Origin of the sequence: Sphingobium yanoikuyae (assembly GCF_034424525.1) — a bacterium.
Classification (GTDB): Bacteria; Pseudomonadota; Alphaproteobacteria; order Sphingomonadales; family Sphingomonadaceae; genus Sphingobium; species Sphingobium yanoikuyae.
This window is the reverse complement of the sequence record NZ_CP139979.1, coordinates 1,268,023-1,285,699: the sequence shown is the minus strand read 5'-3', so window position 1 is coordinate 1,285,699 and position 17,677 is coordinate 1,268,023. Positions and strand designations below refer to the sequence as shown.

The following is a 17,677-nucleotide window of genomic DNA, read 5'->3' as shown; positions in this document are numbered from 1 at the left end:
CCCACCATGGAGTGATGAATGACCCGCGTGACCGTCGCCGCCCTGCAGCTCGCCTTTTCGGACGACATGGCCGACAATATCGCCATGGTCGCCGATCATGTGACCAAGGCCGCCGCCCGCGGCGCGAAGATCATCCTGCCGCCCGAACTGTTCGAGGGCCATTATTTCTGCAGGCAAGAGGACGAAGCCCTGTTCGACCGCGCCCAGCCGACCGACCAGCACCCGGCCGTGCAGGAAATGCGCAAGCTGGCCAAGGATCTGGGCGTCTATATCCCGACCAGCTATTTCGAGCGGGACGGCCATCATTATTACAACTCGCTCGCCATGATCGATGATGAGGGCGAGATCATGGGCGTCTATCGCAAGAGCCACATCCCCGACGGTCCGGGCTATGAGGAAAAATATTATTTCCGCCCCGGCAACACCGGCTTCAAGGTGTGGCCGACCAAATATGGCACCGTGGGCGTCGGCATCTGCTGGGACCAATGGTATCCCGAAACCGCCCGCTGCATGGCGCTGATGGGCGCCGAAATGCTGTTCTACCCGACCGCGATCGGCTCCGAACCCTATGATGCGGAGCTGGATACCAGCCGCATGTGGCGCCGCGCGATGATCGGCCATGCGGTCAGCAACTGCATGCCGGTGATCGCCGCCAACCGCATCGGCGAGGAAGAGGGCCAGAAATTCTACGGCCACAGCTTCATCAGCGATGAATGGGGCGATTTCCTCGCGGAGTCCGACGCCAAGGACAATGGCGCGCTGGTCGCCACGCTGGACCTTGCCAAGGCGAAGATCCACCGCGCCGGCATGGGCTTCTTCCGCGATCGCCGCCCGGAACTTTACGGCCGCATCGCGCAGGATATCTGATGGCGCAGCATCACCCGGCCCGGATCGGCTGATGCCGTCGATCCTGGTCTATATCGCCGCCGCCCTCGCCGAGATCGCCGGCTGCTTCGCCTTCTGGGCCTGGCTGCGGATGGACAAGTCGATGCTGTGGCTGATCCCCGGCGCGGGATCGCTGCTGCTCTTCGCCTGGCTGCTGACCCTGGTCGACGCGGCGGCAGCCGGGCGCGCCTATGCGGCCTATGGCGGCGTCTATATCAGTTCGGCCCTGCTCTGGCTCTGGCTGGTGGAGGGCGTGCGGCCGGACCGCTGGGACATGACCGGCGTGGCGCTCAGCCTGGTCGGCGCGGGCATCATCCTGTTCGGCCCGCACCGCGCCTAATTGGCGGACGTCAGCCCCGCCAGCTCCACCGCCCGCGCGAACACCGCCTCGAACATCTCCGCCGTCAGCCGGTTGGTATTCTGGTTGTAGCGCGAGCAATGATAGCTATCGATCAGCATCCGCCCGTCGGGCATGCGATGCTCCGCACCATGGGCGAAACGCGCCTTGGGCAACTTGCCGCCAAGCACCTTCACCGCCGATTGATGCGCAATCTCGCCCAGCGCCACGAAGGTCCGCGCGCGCGGCAGCTGCGCCACGCCATCGGCTAGGAAGGGGCGGCAGGCATGCACTTCGGCCGGCACCGGCTTGTTCTGCGGCGGCAGGCAGCGAACCGAATTGATGATGATCGCGTCGCGCAGTTCCAGCCCGTCATCGACCCGCGCCTCATAATTGCCCTGCGCCAGGCCGAACTTCTTGAGCGTGGCGAAAAACAGCTCGCCCGCGACATCGCCGGTGAAGGGGCGGCCGGTGCGGTTCGCGCCCTGCTTTCCCGGCGCCAGGCCGATGATGCCGATCCGCGCCATCGGGTCGCCAAAGGCGGGCACCGGCGCGTTCCACCAGTCGGGATGTTCCGCCCGGCATTCCACGCGCAGCGCCACCAGGCGCGGGCAGAGCGGACAGTCGCGGGGCGGTTCACTTGATAGGGGGCTTTGCAGGATCATGGCGCTCAGATAGGCGCTGCACCATGCCGGACACAAGCCGCCACCTCTATGCCCTCTCGATCGGATCGAACCGACCGCTCTCCGCCCGGCTGACGCCGCCACGCCTGCTGGCCGAAGCCGTGCGCCGGATCGGTGCGCTGGGCGATGTGGTCGCCCTGTCGCCGACGATCGAGACGCCGCCGCTCGGCCCCTCGCGTCGCCGTTTCGCCAATGCCGCGCTGCTGGTCGACAGCGCCCTCCCCCCGCCCGCCATGCTGGTTGCGCTGCAGGCCATCGAGACCGGACTTGGCCGCCGCCGCTTCCAGCGCTGGGGCGCGCGCCGGCTCGACATCGACATCATCCTCTGGTCGGGCGGCCGCTGGCGCAGCAGCGACCTCACCATCCCACACCCCGCCTTTGCCCAGCGCGACTTCGTCCTGCGCCCGCTCGGCGCTATCGCACCCGACTGGAAATGCCCGCCTTCCGGGCAGAGCGTGCGGCATCTGCACGCGCTTTTGCGAAAAGCGACATATCATCGTGCCACAAGAGGTTGACCAGCCGCCCGCGCGCCACTAGTGCGAGCGGTCTCGACAGGGGGTCCATAGCTCAGTCGGTAGAGCAACTGACTTTTAATCAGTAGGTCGCTGGTTCGAACCCAGCTGGACTCACCATTTTTTCACAGTCGTATCAGTGAGTTACCGAACTCACTCCACGAGGTAGAGCCGCGGAGGCCCTGCCCTGTGTCCATTTTTGGGTCCACCCGCCTCAATCTTCTCAGACACTTGGCTCGGCGCTTTTGTGTCCTTGAAAATCAGCTGGTCGGCGTAGGGCTGCAAATGCTTCACCGACATATGCGCATAACGGCGCACCATCACCTCAGATTTCCAGCCGCCCAGTTCCTGAAGCACCCAGGTGGGTACATCATTCTGCCGAAGCCAACTCGCCCAGGTGTGACGCAGATCGTGCCAGCGGAAATCCTTGATCCCTGCTCGCTTGACTGATCTGCCCCCCGCTGAGTGGCCCAGAGACTATGATAGTCTGGACCACGAAAGGGACGATGAATGCCGAGCAAGAAGCACAGGCCGGAAGAGATTATCGGCAAGCTGCGTGAAGCTGAGATTGTGCTGGCGCAGGGAGCCTCGACAGCAGAGGCGTGCCGCCGGATCGCAGTCAGCGAGCAGACATACTATCGCTGGCGCAAGGAATATGGCGGCCTGAAGACCGACCAAGCGCGGCGGATGAAGGATCTGGAGAAAGAGAACCAGCGGCTACGCCGGGCGATTTCGGATCTGACGTTGGACAAGCTGATCTTGCAGGAAGCTGCCAAGGGAAACTTCTAAGCCCCGCGCGGCGGCGGCGCTGCATCGATCAGTTGCGACAAGATTTGCCGATCCGAGTGTCCGAGCGACGGATATGCCGGGTGCTAGGGCAGCATCGATCGACACAGCGCAAGGTGCCGCGTGGGGCGGATGACGAACAGGCGCTCACGGAGGACATCGTCGCGTTGGCGAAGCAATATGGTCGCTATGGCTACCGCCGGGTGACGGCGTTGCTGTGCCATGCGGGGTGGACGGTGAACCACAAACGGGTCGAGCGGATATGGCGACGCGAAGGACTGAAGGTCCCGCTGCGCCAGCCCAAACGGGGACGCCTGTGGCTCAACGACGGATCATGTATCCGCCTACGGCCTGAGTATCCCGGGCATGTGTGGGCCTACGACTTCGTCGAAGGGCGCACGCACGATGGCCGCAAGTTCCGGATCCTGACCATCATCGATGAGGCCAGCAGGGAGTGCCTGGCACTCATCGTTGCCCGGCAGCTCAAACACGAGGATGTGCTGGCGGCGCTGGCCGACCTGTTCATTTCTCGCGGTCCTCCGGTACATATACGGTCCGACAACGGAAGCGAATTTATCGCGACCGCCGTCCAGAAATGGCTGGGGCAGATCGGCGTGACGACGCTCTACATCACGCCGGGATCACCATGGGAGAATGGCTATAACGAAAGCTTCAATGGATCGCTTCGCGACGAACTGCTCAACGGCGAGATCTTCTACAGCCTCGCTGAGGCCAAGGTGCTGATCGAGGCATGGCGGCGGCATTACAACACCGTTCGCCCTCACAGCAGCTTGGGCTACCGACCGCCGGCACCGGAAACGGCGACACCGCCATATCCGGCCTCCGGTTCCGCTTCGCTCCACCTCCGTCCGAATATGGCGGCGATGGGCTTAATCCACTAACAAACCAATCGGTCCACTCGGTGGGGGCAGATCAAACCAACACCGTCAGGCCGCACCGCCCTCGAACCTCGATCCGCCCAACTTCCCGAGCTTTGGCCGCCGGCGAAGACGATGCCAGTTCGACAGGCACGAAGCCTGCCATCGCTCCGCGGAGCAGTTGCTTGCGCCAGGTATAAAGCTGGCCTGTTCCAACGCTGTGCCGCCGAGCCACGGCCGAGACGATCGCCCCCGGCACCGTCGTCTCCTTCAGGATCGCCAGCTTCTCCTCGTCGCTCCAGTTCCGACGCCGCTCTACCCGTACAAGCGCTCCGCCATCACCACGACCGCTCATACGAGGCTCGTTTGACTGCTCGATGTCCATGCTCACGCCTCCTCAAAGGCCGCGAGCTTTCCTATTCCGACCTCAGCGACAAGGCCGCCTTCCGTCGGCGCTTACATTTCAGATACTCAGGAACCGAAGTTCCGGTTTCCTATGCACCCGCTTTCCCTTCGTACGGGCCGCGATAAGGTCGCGACTGGAATAGGGGCATCACCTTGATATCGCTGCTTTGGCAGCTTGCTCAGCGCCATATGCGCCGGCGTCCAACAGTTTCTCATAGACGTCCATCGCCTTGGCGCGGAGGGGACCGTCGCTTCGCTGGAGCGCTACCGTCACTTGGACGAAATCGCTGTCAATATACGAGCGATGGCGGCCTCCCTGTTCGTTGGCAATCAGCTCCGCCACCCTCTCGGTGACAGTCATGACTGCTTCGTCAAAACCGGGATAGAGCAGAAGGCCTCGAACACCGTCTGCAAAGCGCCTCGTTAGAGACGCGCCAAGCAGCTCCGGATTCCTAGAAATGATATCGATCATCTCTCGCGTAAAATCGTCCGGTAGAAGATGATCGTCCTTATCGACCGCCGACGAGATGGCATGCGCCTCATCCCCGGTCGCGTTTGGTGCAAAGCTCACCAGCAGCGCGTGAGAACGCTCACGCAATTCCTGATCGTCCTCGCGCCAAGCCGAAGCCGTAGAAAGGAGCCGGCCGACTAATTCAGGCGAAGATTTATCGAGTAGCCGATCGGCTAAAGTCATTCCTACCTCATCGTCAGGATCAACGAGCACCAGCGCCTGAACAAATTCAGCGGCTGCTTGCCGGGAATGCTCATCGTCCTGCTCAAACCAATGGCTAAGAATTTCCATGAGCAGCGTGGAGGGGATCATTTCCCTATTACTCCAAAGGAATCCCACGAGATCAACATCGAGAAAAATGCGTCTATCTCGTTCCCAAAGCACGGTCAGCAGCGCCTGAACGCGCTTGCGATCGGCCCAAAAAAGCCAGCGACCCTTGTCCGCCAACAGAAATGTCCAGATGTGAGGGTCTTCGGACTTGGCCGCGTGGCGCTCCAGAATAGCAAGCCAGCCGTTATAATCCCGATCCTTTCGTCCGATCAGCCCGTGAAAAATGGCGGATAGGACGCTGTAATTATCTTGCGGAACAATGCGCATCCCGCCGTAGCGGTGGAATAGAAGCGGTTCAGGATGGGTTTTCTCACGCTTGTTCCGGCGTGCATTTTCTGCGTCTAGCTCAAGGCGGCGTTCGATCTTGTCTTCAACCACCGGAGCTTCGTTTTCAAGCCAGCCTTCCAGCATCGCGATCGTGTCATCTGGGAGCCCATCTAAATCGTCCGCGAGGCGGGATAGCGCCCAAGATGTATGCGTCTTCCATGTACGTGAGCTAAACCCTCGCTCGGAAAGATCGAGAATGAGTTGGTGAACATCTGAAGGCGGATGAACAGGGGCCTCCGTTCCTTCCTCGTTTTTGGAAAGCTCGTCGACGAGATAGCCGGCGGCGTGCTCGTGCTTGCCTGCTACAAACCTCGTCGCCGCTAAATCGAACGCCCTTTGCGGATGATCTTTTCCAAATGCCGCGAAGGCGCGGGATAGCTCGACTACGCCACCATCTCTGGCGATCGGCCGCCGACGGGATCGTTCGGGAGCTTCGTCGTTGATTTCGTCGAGCATTTTGAAAATATCGTCGTTTTTTGCCGCCGCCATTGCGAGCTGCGACATTGGAGAGCCAACGAATGTAGCCATCGATCTTCCACGCCTGCGCGGAACTGGGCGCCCTTTCCGTGCGCGCCATTCGGCTATCTGGCGCCGCCGGCGAGGTGACAGAATGTTTCCCGGCAAGCGCTCCAGGAGCTCCAACCGATTATCTTCGACCCAGCGCAACCGGTCCCGCTTCAATCGGGCATCGTCGCCCTCACTCGCACTCGGCGCGTAAAGGGACCAAGCCTCAATCCTATCTCGCAACAATGCTAATTGCTCCGAGCTCAGGTAAGGACAGATTGCCTCTACGAGCTCTTGAGATGTCAGACCGCTTTCGATGGACGAACAACCTGGCTCGATTTCGACCGAGCCTGTCCCCAGTTGAAGCCGGCGCTCGTCCGATAGAAGAAAACTCAACCCCTCTTCCGCTAGCGCCTCCGAACCTGACGTGATGGTTTGGGCGATCAATTCCTGAATTTGCTCTACTTCAACAGTAAAGAGCGGTTTGAGCAGACGCATCGCCGCAGCCGGATTTGATTTCGCCATACCTCGCATCGCGTCACGAATGGCCTCAATGATATGGCCCCGCTCTTGCTCGGAATCCCAATCCCACGGTAACGACCGCGATTGCGGGTAGCGCTTTACGCCCTCGCGGTACGGTTCGACTTGCAGAGAAGCGAACCTGACGAACCACGGAAGAATCTCTTCCGCAAATTCCTCGGGCGCAGCTTCCACAAGCTTCTCGACGTCGTAGAGTTCAGGGCCACGATATTTGTCCGGCTCGACTGTGGACAACCACACCGCAACCAAGCGCGCGGCTTCCCTGAAACGTGCCTCAGTTCGCAACGTCGTGACGAAATGCGAGACGGAGTGCTGATCGATCTTGGTCCGTTCGAGTATCTTGCGTAACAGCGCTTCAACAGCGTCGGTAACCACGCCGGACTGCTCTGCAATGTTGAATACAAGATGATCCTTGGATGAATCGCTCCAATAAGCGTTTATCAGCGCGATGACGTTGTCCGGATCGATTTTAGCCTCTGCGGCTAGGAGACGTACCGCTCGCCAATGAAACTGATCCCCTTTCATTAGCTGGCCGAGCGAGCGTGATAGGAAACGTCTCCATGCAAGCCACTGATCGGAAATCGTGCCGAGCGCGCGATTAGCGAGGATAGGCTCCTTCTGGATTAGGGTTTCGACCCAGGCCCCTTCACGAGCGTTGGGATCGCGGACGGTTCCGATCACATCAGCAATCAGATGTTTCAAATGACGACGAGTTTTGTTGGTCCAAAGCAGCGCGTTGACCGCTCTGACATAGGCTTCGAACTCAACTAAACGTAGCCGTTCGAGCGAGCGCAAAACCGTGGCGCGGACGAACAAACTGTCTTGGTTTCGCCATGCATATTCGGCCAAGTCTCCGCCTGTGCGAAAACTCCGAGCCTGAAAATCGTCAAGCCAAGATTGGTGATTAAAACCAATTTTGGTTCCGCTGCGGACGAGCAGGCCGCACCCTTCGCACCTAGCGATCGCTTCTTTATGGGCGGCCTCGTACTGATCGAGTGGCCTCCACAGGGTTTCTGTTTCCAGCATGTCTTCGGCGAGCTTGGTCATGAGAGCCAATGCGCGTGCCCGCAATTCGTCGGGGCCGAGGTCCGCTGTGGCAAGCCAGCGGTCAAGCAATTCGCTGCTCTTGACGCTCGTAGGCTCAACTCCGCGCTGCACTAGCTGCACGAATAGCTTGAGTGCGAACGGCCGGCGCAGCGTCTGCTTGAGTGGATCAGAAAGAGCGGTGCCGTCGATCCCAAGCTCACCGAGGAACTCGATAATCTGATCGACGGAGGGCAAGCCAAGTTTGAATTCTTCCGCGCGTAGGCGCTGAAATCTCGCATCGTGTGCCGCCTCAAAGGGGCGGGATGAAACCAGAATGTGAACCGGTAAGGACTGATCTTGAATCTCCTTAACCAGCCGAAGGAGCAAACGCATTCGTTCGGATGAACGATCCATGACGTCGCTCACAGCGTCGAGCTGATCGATTATCAGGTAAACCCGACCATTCCTTGCCAGAGCCGCTATTTCGAAAGCCAAAGGCCCTGCGAGGCCAAGTGCTTGCCCGACCTCATCAATAGTCTGCACCGAGGGAGGAAGGGTGTCCGCTTTGATGCCGAAAACCACATGTCCGTCGCTTTCCAGATCCTCGGTAAGCTTGGACAACAATGCCGATTTTCCCGAACCAGCTTCGCCGATTAGAAGCGCTGCCCCGCTCTTGGCGCTTTCAAAGTGACGTTTAAGTCTATCAAGCTCCGGCCGGAGCAATTCGGCGCCCGAAATATCGCGCGGCCAGTCACGAAGCTCTGTCGAGCCTTGCTTCGCGTCCTTTCGTGCGTTGTCCAAATCAATCGACGCAATGCTTTCGGCGCGCTCGCTCCGCTCCAAAATCGCGCGGATGACACCTGTTTCAGAGAGGATTTGCTCTGTCGCTAGATAGTGTGCGGATTCCCGCCAGAATTCGGATGCATAGAGCTGCGAACGAAGCTCTCTGATGATGCTCGAAAATGCGGCTAGAAGCTGATGCCGCTCGGTTTGAAAAATGTGGAGGAGCACTTCGTCCGTAGACGAGTTGCTCGCAAAGCGCTCGACGAACATTTCCACAAAGTCACGGGCTAGTGCGTCAGCATCCGGCACTCTAGACGGGTCTTTTATCGTCGCCTGGAGAAGCGGAATAAATACGCCTGACACGAAGCTGATGGACCGCAAATCTTCTGCCAAGGCGGGGGCGTTGGCTATTCCCGCCTCAATGGCAGCGGCACCGATCGCAGAAATTTCTTTCTTTGCGTTAGCGGACTTGAATAGCTGTAAGCCCTTGTCGGCGGCGTGTCCGACTACCGCCTCTCCAATCGCCCCAAAAATGAACTCTGCGAGCATAAGTCTTCCATTGCGTGCGTCGCATAAAATGGGGGCAACCAAGATCGAAAGACAAGGTCTGTTATTTCAAACTGAGCAGAACTTGCGCGAAGGAACCCTCTGTGCGCTAGGCTCAGGACCTATTAAATCGCTTGCGGTGATAGCGAAGGGTTGATTCAATGATGGCGTGAGGAGACGTCGTGATGAGTGACCTGCTCTGGTTGTCGGAAGCGCAGATGCGCCGGATCGAGCCATATTTTCCGCTATCGCACGGGGTGCCACGGGTGGACGACCGTCGGATCATCAGCGGGATCATCTTCGTGATCAGGAACGGCCTGCGGTGGCGCGATGCGCCTGCCGATTATGGCCCGCCGAAGACGATCTACAACCGCTTCATCCGGTGGAGCCGGCTCGGCGTGTTCAACAAGATCTTCGCGGCCCTCGCGGCGAAGGGCGGCAAGCCCGACCAGTTGATGATAGATGCAACCCACCTGAAAGCACACCGGACGGCGGCAAGCCTGCTCAAAAAGGGGATGTTCCCAGACGTATCGGACGCACCAAGGGCGGCCTGAACTCGAAGCTCCACACCGTCTGCGACGGCAAGGGCCGGCCGCTGGTCATGCTGCTGAGCGAGGGCCAGATGAGCGACTACAAGGGCGCTGCCCTGATGCTCGACGCCTTGCCTCCCGCCAAAGCCTTGCTCGGCGATCGAGGCTATGACGCCGACTGGTTCCGCAAGGCGCTTGCGGAGCGCAACATCACCGCCTGTATTCCCTCAAAGAAGAACCGGAAGGTGCCAATCCCGCACGACGCTGCGCTCTATCGTCAGCGCCACAAGATCGAAAACATGTTCTGCAAGCTCAAGGACTGGCGGCGCATCCACACCCGATACGACCGTTGCGCCCACACCTTCATGTCCGCCATCTGTATCGCCGCCGCCGTCATCTTCTGGCTCAATCAATGAGTCCTGAGCCTAGGAACATTCCAAGCAGCTTAGGGCGCATTTCAGTGCCGGCGGAAATGTCCGGTGTCGTACATCGCATCGCCAAAAGCAGCGGGCTGTTCGCGGCCCAGCTTCAATCGGATTGACGGTGCCCCCGGTCATCACCGGGTGTCTCAACAAAAGTCTGTCCTTTCGCTGCCTGAGCAGCGGTCCTACCTGCTCAACGGCCTGTACCGCCGAAGTTGAACGATCGTCAGCGAACAGGGACGGCCTTTCGGGTATGAATGGCCGCTCTAACGGTGCCAACGGTCGGTAGGTTTGCTCCCCGTAACGTCCGGAACCGATGCTGTGGGGCTCTGAACCTGACATTCGGGAAAGTCCCATCCTCGGCCACTCGCGCCCCCTGCCCCACATCGTTGATGTTGCTTCAGTTCGGCAATCGCTAGCTCGCAGTCGGTGCGTCACTCGCCTGAATAGGTGAGGATGATGGCTTGATGGTCGCGCTCTCGGGCAATCGCGACCGACGCTTTGCGCCCCTTGCCGGTTGCCGACATCATCCCGCTCCCGCCCGACAGGAAATCGGATGTTTTGCGCATCCCTCCAGTAGCAAAGCGTTCGCGATAGAAGGCCATAATTGCTTCGGCGTCGTCCGTCGTCGTCAATCGCACCTCGTGATTTCGGGTCGTGCCGGCATCTGCAATATTTACGGAAACGAGGACGGAACCGGGGTAGCGCGGTGCAAAGTCGGGCATCTGAAAATCGCTCGGTGGAGCAGTCAACTCTGGAGCAATCTGAGAAAGGGCTTGGACTGAAAGTGGCTCGTCATGCAGACCGGCATTGTTAGACGGCACTGCCTGCCTTTCTGAGCCGCAACCCACCAATAAGATGAAGATGGGAAGATAGCAGCCTCGCATATTCGTCTCCTTCATGGGAATGCAGGCTAGTCGATGCCGTGCCAATGATGCAATCGGATAGGGGCCGCCAACGCACGCTAAGTCACTTGGATTTCGAGACCGATGATCTTGTCGCACTCCGACTATATGATTTCCGCGCCTGAAGCAGGCTTGCGATAAGGCAGCGAAGAGATCGTTTCCAAACGCCCGAACCTGTTGATCCAGTAAATTTTCGCTCATGTGAGGCATTCGCACCTCTCGCCCGGAAAATCCCTAGACAGGCTGGCGACAAGGGGAACGCCACCATGCCCAGCAACAGATTGACCCGCCTCAAAAGGCTGCGTCTCAAGCTCGAGATCGACTCGCCCGGCAAGAATGTCGCCCGCCAGGCATCACAATCTGCGACATCGCAAACAAGCATGTGCGATAGGCCGCAGCGCGCGTCGCGGGCGACTTTCCGTCGTGATGCCCTTGCCCGAGCCGGCGAGAAAGGCTGACACCCATACTGCGCTGTCATCCCTTGCATCGGGTAGAGACACCGAGCTGCCCCCTCTAATACGGACCGTCCAACGCTTGCATTTGTTGGCAGCGCCCTGCTAACGCCCCAACGCCCCTGACGCCCTTCATCGCGGCGTGCGTCAGGGGCACCATTAGGCGCGCAAGGCATCGCGCCTGAAGCCTTTCTTGCCAGCTAGATATCGTCAATCATGGATCACGCGCCTCGCACGACACGATGGCGCAGCGAGCAGCTAAGCCCACCTTTTGGGAGCGACAGCCGGCTGCGGGAGCAGCTAGCGACTACGTCTTATCACCCCATCAGGGTGGATCGTTCTTCGCCTTATCGATACCCAGTTACCGATGACAGGTTCACTTGATGCCAGGCTGGCCCATTGAACGGCTCGCGCAATGACAGATCGACCGCTCAGCCAAGGCCTGGCCCAGCCCGTCCCCTTCCAAACCGCCAGTCGACCTCGCCACCGACGAGCCTGCCCGAGACCGACTGGCCAACACGGCGATCAAGCGCGCCACGCCAGGGGACGAGGGTAAATTCATAGGAATTCTCAAGCAGCGCAAAGCGCCCCGAAATCAGGTCCAGGCGTCGGACCAGCCGCCCCTCGATGCGTTCGCCCTCGCCCGCATCGCGATAGGGCAAGGCCATTTGACGGGCGAGCCGTTCGGCGACCCGCCCCAGTTCCCGCTGCTGCAACTGGCCGAGCATGCGGGGCACATAATGGGTCGTGGCGCCCTCCTGCCTGGCGAGGCCCTCGCCGATCAGCCAGGCACGGCGCGCAGCGAGTGCAGCCCTTGCCTCCGCCCCGAAACCCGCGTCGCGCAGCTGCGCCTCGCCATCGCCGACCAGCAAATGATCGAGCCAGGTCGAGGCATGTGCCCCTGTCATCCTTTCGAGCGGAACCGGCGCGCGCAATTCGACCTTGACCGGCCGATCCCGGGCCTGACCTGCTTCATGGGCCATCACCCGCTCGAGATGATCCGCCGGGATCATCCAGGCCCCGTCGGCCGTGCGCGTCAGGCCGAGCGGCCTGCGCAGCGCCTCCAGCCGGCGCTCATGCCGATCGAGAAAAGCCGGCGACGCGGTTGGGTCAGCGTCCAGATGCGCATCGCGGTCATAAAGGCCGCCATTGTTCCTGGCGATGGCAGCGATGGTACGGTCGGCGGGTCGCAAACCTGGGTTTCGTGCGCGGATATCGACGATGGTACCGGGTAATATGCCATCGGGGAGACTCTCCGGTCCGCCGCCATCGACCTGCGCCTTGCCAAGCGCCACATAATGGCTGTTGCCATCCACGCCTTCGACGATGAGATATTCACGGCCGGCATGCTCATCGGCAAGCCCGCGTGCCAGCACGCGCCCGGTGAGCGGCTCGTCACCCGCCAGCGCAGGATCATGAATGCGCATGGCTGAAGGGACAAGCGGGCGCGATGCTCTTGCATATTCGCGTTGCAGGGTGCGGATGATATCGCCCTTCTCGCCCATTGCGCGCAGCGTCGCTTCAAGATCAGCAGCAAGCTGCCAGCGGCCCGCTCCGACAGGGTCGGCAAGGCCCATCCGGCCGAGCTGTGCAAGACGGCCGGCACGCAGATCATGCTCGAACGGATCGCGGGCGCGCGGCGAGATCATCCGCTCCGCGTCGGCCGCACGCACCAGCGTCCGGTCGATCGAGGTCCAGCGCGCCTGCCCAATTTCTGCGCGCCGGCTCGCCCTGATTTCCCGGTCGCTTCTTGGCCCGAGATCAAGATCCACCAGTTCGGCGGCCCGCTCCCGCAGGCCCTGGCTGATATAATCGCGAGCGATGACGAGGTCTTTTCCGCGATCATCCACGCCGCGCAGCAGAATGTGGCTGTGGGGATGGCCCGTGTTGAAATGATCGACCGCGATCCAGTCGAGCCTGGTCCCCAGATCGCCTTCCATCCGGGTCATGAGCCGCCGCACAAGCGGTCGAAGATCGCTATATTGCGCGCCATCCTCGGGCGCCACGATGAAGCGGAACTGATGCCTGTCGCCCTCGCTGCGGCCAAGGAATTGCTGACCATCCACCGTCACATCCTGCGCACCATAAAGCTGCCCGCGCTCCCCCTCGCGCGTCGTTCCATCGCGCTGGAGATAGCGCAAATGCGCCTTTGCGCCACCGATTCCGCCTCCGCCGAGCCGGACGATCCGGGCCTTCACGACGACGCGCCGACGGCGATAGAGAGCGTGGCGATCGCGGCTTGCAAGCAGCCGGCCGATCCCTGCACCGCGTCCATTGCGGTGGCCGGCAAAGCGACTGGCTGCGCCCGTTCCGCGCGGGCCACCGCGCGCCAGATTGGTCGCCGCCAGAACCGCGCCGGCATAGCGCCTTGCCGAAGGCCCGCGCCCGCGACCGATCCGGCCAAGCCGGGGTTCCAGATCATCGTCATCGACCATGCTTCAATATCCTGTGCAGGCCGCTCTCGCCTCCATCATGCCCGACGAGGCACCAGCCGACCCGCAGTGCTGCCCGGAGGCCCGGAAATCTGCGGCCGGGCACCCGACCGACACTGGTCCAGGCGCCCCGACAAGCCGACGACACCACAGAAAAGGACGTGCAGACAATCACTTGGCGCCCAATGGGTGTCGGTGCTTTTATCTTGCCCTCCGCGCCCTTCCCTTCGCCACGACCTCTCCGCTTCACGATCCCGACGCCTCTTGTTCGCATGACGGCGCCCCAGAACTCGCGATTGCACCACCATCGCTTGCAGCACCCGCGATTGCAGCGCCGGCGATCCGCGCGAAAAAAGACCCGGTCCCGACATCGATCGATGTCGTGAACCGGGCCTTCGAAAATGCCGTTCCTCTGGTCAGCGCCATTGCCGGAATGCCCGCAACGCCGCCCATTTGCTCGGCAGATTTCGGCGCGCCCCCACTTGCCGCGGGGCGCCTTCTCCGTCGACCAGCATCGTCGCGGCGAACCAGACCCCTGCCACCTGCCCCAGGATCGCGACCAAATCCCATTCCTCCCCGTCCTCGACCTCGCCTTCATAGGCGCCGAGCCAGCGCTCCGCGATCCGTGCGTCCCACAGGCTATCCTCTTCCGCGTCCATGCCATGGGCCGCTGCGCCACTGCCGCTCGCCTGTGCGCTGCCCTGCCCGCTGGGCCTGGCGAACGCCTGCCCTCCTGCCGCGCGTGTCCACATCAGCGTCACTGCCTTGCGTGCGCCGGTCCGGGCCTCGAAATCCAGATGCATGATATCCTCCATCAATTGCCTGTCCTCTCTCTTCGAGAACAGTCCTCGATCGACGGGCGGTGGCGGGGCTGTCAGGGCCGCGCAGCGCCGCGCCAGCGGCGGCGGAGGAACCGATTTTGTCGGGCTGCCATCAAAAAGACGCGCGCGCGCAGCGCGCTCCTTCTTCCCGGCAAAATTGGAGGGGCCGCCGGCCTTGATCAGCCCCGCCGCCGGCCGTCATGCTGGGCCTTGCCGAGATGAGCTTCTCTCCCTCTCCTGCATGCGCTGACCTCGCCCCAGGGCATATGCCCCTATCCGGGCAATAGCGATGTCACGTCCCGAGCAGGCGAATGCTTCCGTCAGGGACGGGTCTGGATTGCAAACAGACGATCGCGCGCGCGGTCGATGCCGGGCAGAAACGCATACGCATCGGCATCGTCGCGATCGGTGGCCATCGCCGGCGCCCGCACCGCCGGCCCCTCATCCGCCCGGGCCGCCGAAAGGGGCCCGCCCAGGACGAACAGTCCCGAGGGTTCGGGACGGCGATCCTGGGCCGCGCCGGCCATCATGATTACATCGCCCAAGACCGGGCGCCCGGATTCCAGCAGCGCCCGTATCCGCGCCACATAGAGCCGCGTTTCGAGGGGGAGTGCGCGCCCGCCCAGATATTGGGCATAGCGGCCGGGGCCGGCATGATAGGCGGCGAACAGACCGGGATAGCCAAAGCGCGCATGCATCTGGGCGAGATAGGCGGTGCCCGCCAGGATATTGTCGATCGGCGCGTCGGGATCGTCACCCAGCCCATGGCGCAGCCGCATCGCCGCCCAGGTGCCCGGCATCAGCTGCATCAAACCCATGGCGCCTGCCACACTGCGGATCGGCCGGCCTTGCCGCATGGTCTGGCCGCCGCTCTCGATCTGCATGACGGCCAAGATCCAGCGGGCGGGCAGGCCGAACCGGCGCGCGGCGTCATTGACCGGAAGGGCCCAGCGCGACAGCCGCCCGTCGGGGCCCGGATCGAAGCCTGGATCAATATGCGGATCGATGCGCGCATCGAAGCCGGGTGGCACTGCAATGGCGCGATCCTCGCCGGCCAGACCGGCCAGGAGAAAGGCAGCGGCCGCGATCGGGACGGACCAGGCCCCGATCATGTCCCTGATCCTCCCCAGAGCAGGGTCGCGCGGCCGATGATGTCGGCGCGCTCGGAACTGCCGAAATAGCGACCGTCAAATGAGCTTGGGGCAGCCTCCATCAGGAGGAGGAAGCGGGTCGGGCCGAGGCCCTCGCAGCCCCGCCAGCGCGGCAGCGGTCGCCCCGCGCCGTCGCGCGCCTGGCGCTGGGCGACAAGCCGGCCATTGACGAGGATGGCGCCATCGCGGGCGCAGATGATATCGCCCGGCACGCCCACCACGGTCTTGACCAGCGGCACGTTGAAGGGGAGATAGTTCCGGCGCGCGGCCAGCAGACGGGCAGGATATGGGGCCCAGGCGATGACCATGTCGCCGCGCGCCAGATGCGCGCCCGGCATGACGCGATAGAGGCCGATCGGAGCGCTGGCGCTCGCATTCCAGACAAGACGCGGACGCGGCGGAAAGACGATGCTTGCCCCCAGTGACAGCACCAGTGCGCCAAGGCCTAGACAGCAGCGGCGGCGCAATCGCAGCCGGGCCAGTTTCTGCGCTCGCAGCGCCTTCCCCCAAGCCATCACGGCGGCAAGGCGGGGATCAGTCATGATCGCCGCCTGTGGCACCGCCCCGCGACCAGGCCTCGATATCATCGATATGGAAGCGCCAGCTGCGCCCGTGGCGGCGCCCGCGAGGGCCCGTTCCGGCGGCCTGGAGACGCTGGAAACTGCGCAGCGAAAGCCCGAGATGAAAGGCGGCCTGTTTCATCGTGAGAAAGGGATTGGTCTGTCGCGCGACGCGGGCGCGCTTGTCGCTATCGTCCATGGGATTTGCCCTTCTTGCGCGGACCGACATGGTCCGTTCGGCAGGGCTTTGCCGTCCGGGTCGATGCATCGGCAGGGTCGCAATCGGGGCCATCTGAATTCGACCGTCCCGCCAAGCCCGTTCGGGCCATCGGCCCCCACGCTCTGCTGGAGCGCGGGGGCCGGCCCCGAAGGGCTAGTCGTTCGGGTTCCAGATGATGGCGAAGGCGTCGTCATCATCCTGGCCCGCGGCACGGCCGAGATTGGCATAGAGGCGGCGGGGCCCGAACTCGGGGGCAGCCAGGCTCAGCGACACATAGTCCTTGCCGGACATTTCGCCGCGCCGCAGCCATCCCGCCCCGACATCCGCGCCGGCGGCAACGACCCTGAAATCGGGCTGGACCTCACTGGTCTTGCGGCTGTTGGGAATGATCTCGATATCGGTGCGGATCGAGAGGGTGCGAAGCTGGCCCTTGAAGCCGTGGCCATCGCGGGTGACAAAACCGATTGCGGGCATTTTCAGTCTCCTTGGCTGTGCGTCCCGGACCATCCCGGGCGACACACAGACCAGCGGACCGGCCCCAGCCGGCCGCCTGCACCCGCAGGGCCGAAGCGGGAGCGCAGGACCGGGCGCGCGCCTTATTTGGAGCGAAGCGCCGCGAGGAGCCCATCGCGATGGGCGGGGAAATAAGGCAGCAAGGCCGGTTGCAGGCGGGTGGTGGCCGGACCAGGTCGACGTGGATGGCGCCGGAAGGTTCGTGCCGTACGGCAGGCGGACGAGCGATGCCCGCACAGGATGCCAGACATGATTTGCCAGCGGCAAAGCGCCGCATATTCCTGCTTTCGATCCGACAGATTTGCATTCGCAAACGCCGCTTCCTGGTTCCGCCCCGGGGGGCGTTATCGCCGGCTCAAGGAGCTGGGCGGGAGACATAGGCGGCGGGACCGTTGGCCGCAGGGGACAGAAGGGTGCGCCGCCCCAGCGCGGGCCGCCCTCCGGCACCATGTTTCGGAACCCCCGGCACAGCAGGATCGAGAGCATGCGCCTTGCGGCCCGGCGCAGCGCCGCCGATCCCGGGTCAGGGTCCGCCGCCGGGGCCGCCTTTTCCCGATCGGCACCCGGATCGTCCCACGGTCGGCAGGACAGCGCGGAGCAAGCCGCGCAGGCCTTCGG

The 17,677-nt window shown here is 62.4% G+C and carries 16 protein-coding genes and 1 tRNA gene; 6 read left to right on the top strand and 11 right to left on the bottom strand.

Annotated elements, in window-relative coordinates:
- The first annotated feature begins 18 nt into the window (after positions 1-18).
- Both aguB and U0025_RS05920 read left to right on the top strand, forming a co-directional pair.
- Positions 19-867: an N-carbamoylputrescine amidase gene (gene aguB / locus U0025_RS05925; RefSeq protein WP_004211973.1), complete on the top strand. Its 849-nt coding sequence runs from the start codon at positions 19-21 to the stop codon at positions 865-867.
- A gap of 31 nt (positions 868-898) precedes the next feature.
- Positions 899-1,225 carry a YnfA family protein gene (locus U0025_RS05920; protein WP_004211970.1) on the top strand — a complete coding sequence of 109 codons (327 nt, stop codon included), beginning with the start codon at positions 899-901 and terminating at the stop codon, positions 1,223-1,225.
- Here U0025_RS05920 and U0025_RS05915 read toward each other — a convergent pair.
- Positions 1,222-1,887, bottom strand: coding sequence for a uracil-DNA glycosylase (locus tag U0025_RS05915; RefSeq protein WP_004211968.1), 666 nt, complete (start codon positions 1,885-1,887; stop codon positions 1,222-1,224). The two genes, U0025_RS05920 and U0025_RS05915, sit on opposite strands and share 4 nt — an antisense overlap.
- A gap of 23 nt (positions 1,888-1,910) precedes the next feature.
- Here U0025_RS05915 and folK point away from each other — a divergent pair, with 23 nt between their 5' ends.
- Both folK and U0025_RS05905 read left to right on the top strand, forming a co-directional pair.
- Positions 1,911-2,420, top strand: coding sequence for a 2-amino-4-hydroxy-6-hydroxymethyldihydropteridine diphosphokinase (folK, locus tag U0025_RS05910; RefSeq protein ID WP_004211966.1), 510 nt, complete (start codon positions 1,911-1,913; stop codon positions 2,418-2,420).
- A 41-nt stretch (positions 2,421-2,461) separates the two neighbouring features.
- Positions 2,462-2,537, top strand: a tRNA-Lys gene (locus U0025_RS05905).
- Positions 2,538-2,570: 33 nt separating this feature from the next.
- Here the strand turns inward: U0025_RS05905 and U0025_RS26175 are convergent.
- Entirely contained in the window at positions 2,571-2,891 is a 321-nt protein-coding gene (locus tag U0025_RS26175; RefSeq protein ID WP_080604524.1) for a tyrosine-type recombinase/integrase, read from the bottom strand.
- Between the two features lie 36 nt (positions 2,892-2,927).
- Here U0025_RS26175 and U0025_RS05895 point away from each other — a divergent pair.
- Positions 2,928-4,105 (top strand): IS3 family transposase gene (locus tag U0025_RS05895; protein WP_086012816.1). Its coding sequence is split into 2 segments (ribosomal slippage): positions 2,928-3,192 and positions 3,192-4,105, totalling 1,179 coding nucleotides; the frame shifts between segments, so codons are not numbered across the junction.
- Between the two features lie 31 nt (positions 4,106-4,136).
- Here the strand turns inward: U0025_RS05895 and tnpA are convergent.
- Entirely contained in the window at positions 4,137-4,466 is a 330-nt protein-coding gene (gene tnpA, locus U0025_RS05890) for an IS66-like element accessory protein TnpA (protein ID WP_004211964.1), read from the bottom strand.
- A gap of 168 nt (positions 4,467-4,634) precedes the next feature.
- A complete protein-coding gene (locus tag U0025_RS05885) occupies positions 4,635-9,056 on the bottom strand; it encodes an NACHT domain-containing protein (protein WP_004211963.1) in 4,422 nt (1,473 codons plus the stop codon).
- A gap of 182 nt (positions 9,057-9,238) precedes the next feature.
- Between U0025_RS05885 and U0025_RS05880 the strand changes: the two genes are divergently transcribed.
- Positions 9,239-9,999, top strand: a protein-coding gene (locus tag U0025_RS05880) for an IS5 family transposase (protein WP_086012830.1) whose coding sequence is annotated in 2 segments (ribosomal slippage) — positions 9,239-9,572 and positions 9,572-9,999 — 762 coding nt in all. Because the reading frame shifts where the segments join, the coding sequence is not laid out codon by codon here.
- A 440-nt stretch (positions 10,000-10,439) separates the two neighbouring features.
- Here U0025_RS05880 and U0025_RS05875 read toward each other — a convergent pair.
- From U0025_RS05875 to U0025_RS05845, 7 genes are all read right to left on the bottom strand, one after another.
- Positions 10,440-10,907 carry a hypothetical protein gene (locus tag U0025_RS05875; protein ID WP_037491335.1) on the bottom strand — a complete coding sequence of 156 codons (468 nt, stop codon included), beginning with the start codon at positions 10,905-10,907 and terminating at the stop codon, positions 10,440-10,442.
- An 886-nt stretch (positions 10,908-11,793) separates the two neighbouring features.
- The gene (rlxS, locus tag U0025_RS05870; RefSeq protein WP_004211955.1) at positions 11,794-13,797 is read right to left on the bottom strand and encodes a relaxase/mobilization nuclease RlxS; all 2,004 of its coding nucleotides are present in this window, start codon (positions 13,795-13,797) and stop codon (positions 11,794-11,796) included.
- Positions 13,798-14,210: 413 nt separating this feature from the next.
- The gene (locus U0025_RS05865) at positions 14,211-14,609 is read right to left on the bottom strand and encodes a hypothetical protein (protein ID WP_051156929.1); all 399 of its coding nucleotides are present in this window, start codon (positions 14,607-14,609) and stop codon (positions 14,211-14,213) included.
- Between the two features lie 326 nt (positions 14,610-14,935).
- Entirely contained in the window at positions 14,936-15,727 is a 792-nt protein-coding gene (locus U0025_RS05860; RefSeq protein ID WP_004211953.1) for a lytic transglycosylase domain-containing protein, read from the bottom strand.
- Positions 15,724-16,308, bottom strand: coding sequence for a S26 family signal peptidase (locus U0025_RS05855; RefSeq protein ID WP_004211949.1), 585 nt, complete (start codon positions 16,306-16,308; stop codon positions 15,724-15,726). Before U0025_RS05855 ends, U0025_RS05860 begins: the two co-directional genes overlap by 4 nt.
- Positions 16,301-16,525 (bottom strand): helix-turn-helix transcriptional regulator, encoded by a 225-nt coding sequence (locus tag U0025_RS05850; RefSeq protein ID WP_004211947.1) that lies wholly within the window; start codon positions 16,523-16,525, stop codon positions 16,301-16,303. Before U0025_RS05850 ends, U0025_RS05855 begins: the two co-directional genes overlap by 8 nt.
- Positions 16,526-16,699: 174 nt before the next feature.
- Positions 16,700-17,020 (bottom strand): DUF736 domain-containing protein, encoded by a 321-nt coding sequence (locus U0025_RS05845; RefSeq protein ID WP_004211945.1) that lies wholly within the window; start codon positions 17,018-17,020, stop codon positions 16,700-16,702.
- Positions 17,021-17,677: the final 657 nt, after the last annotated feature.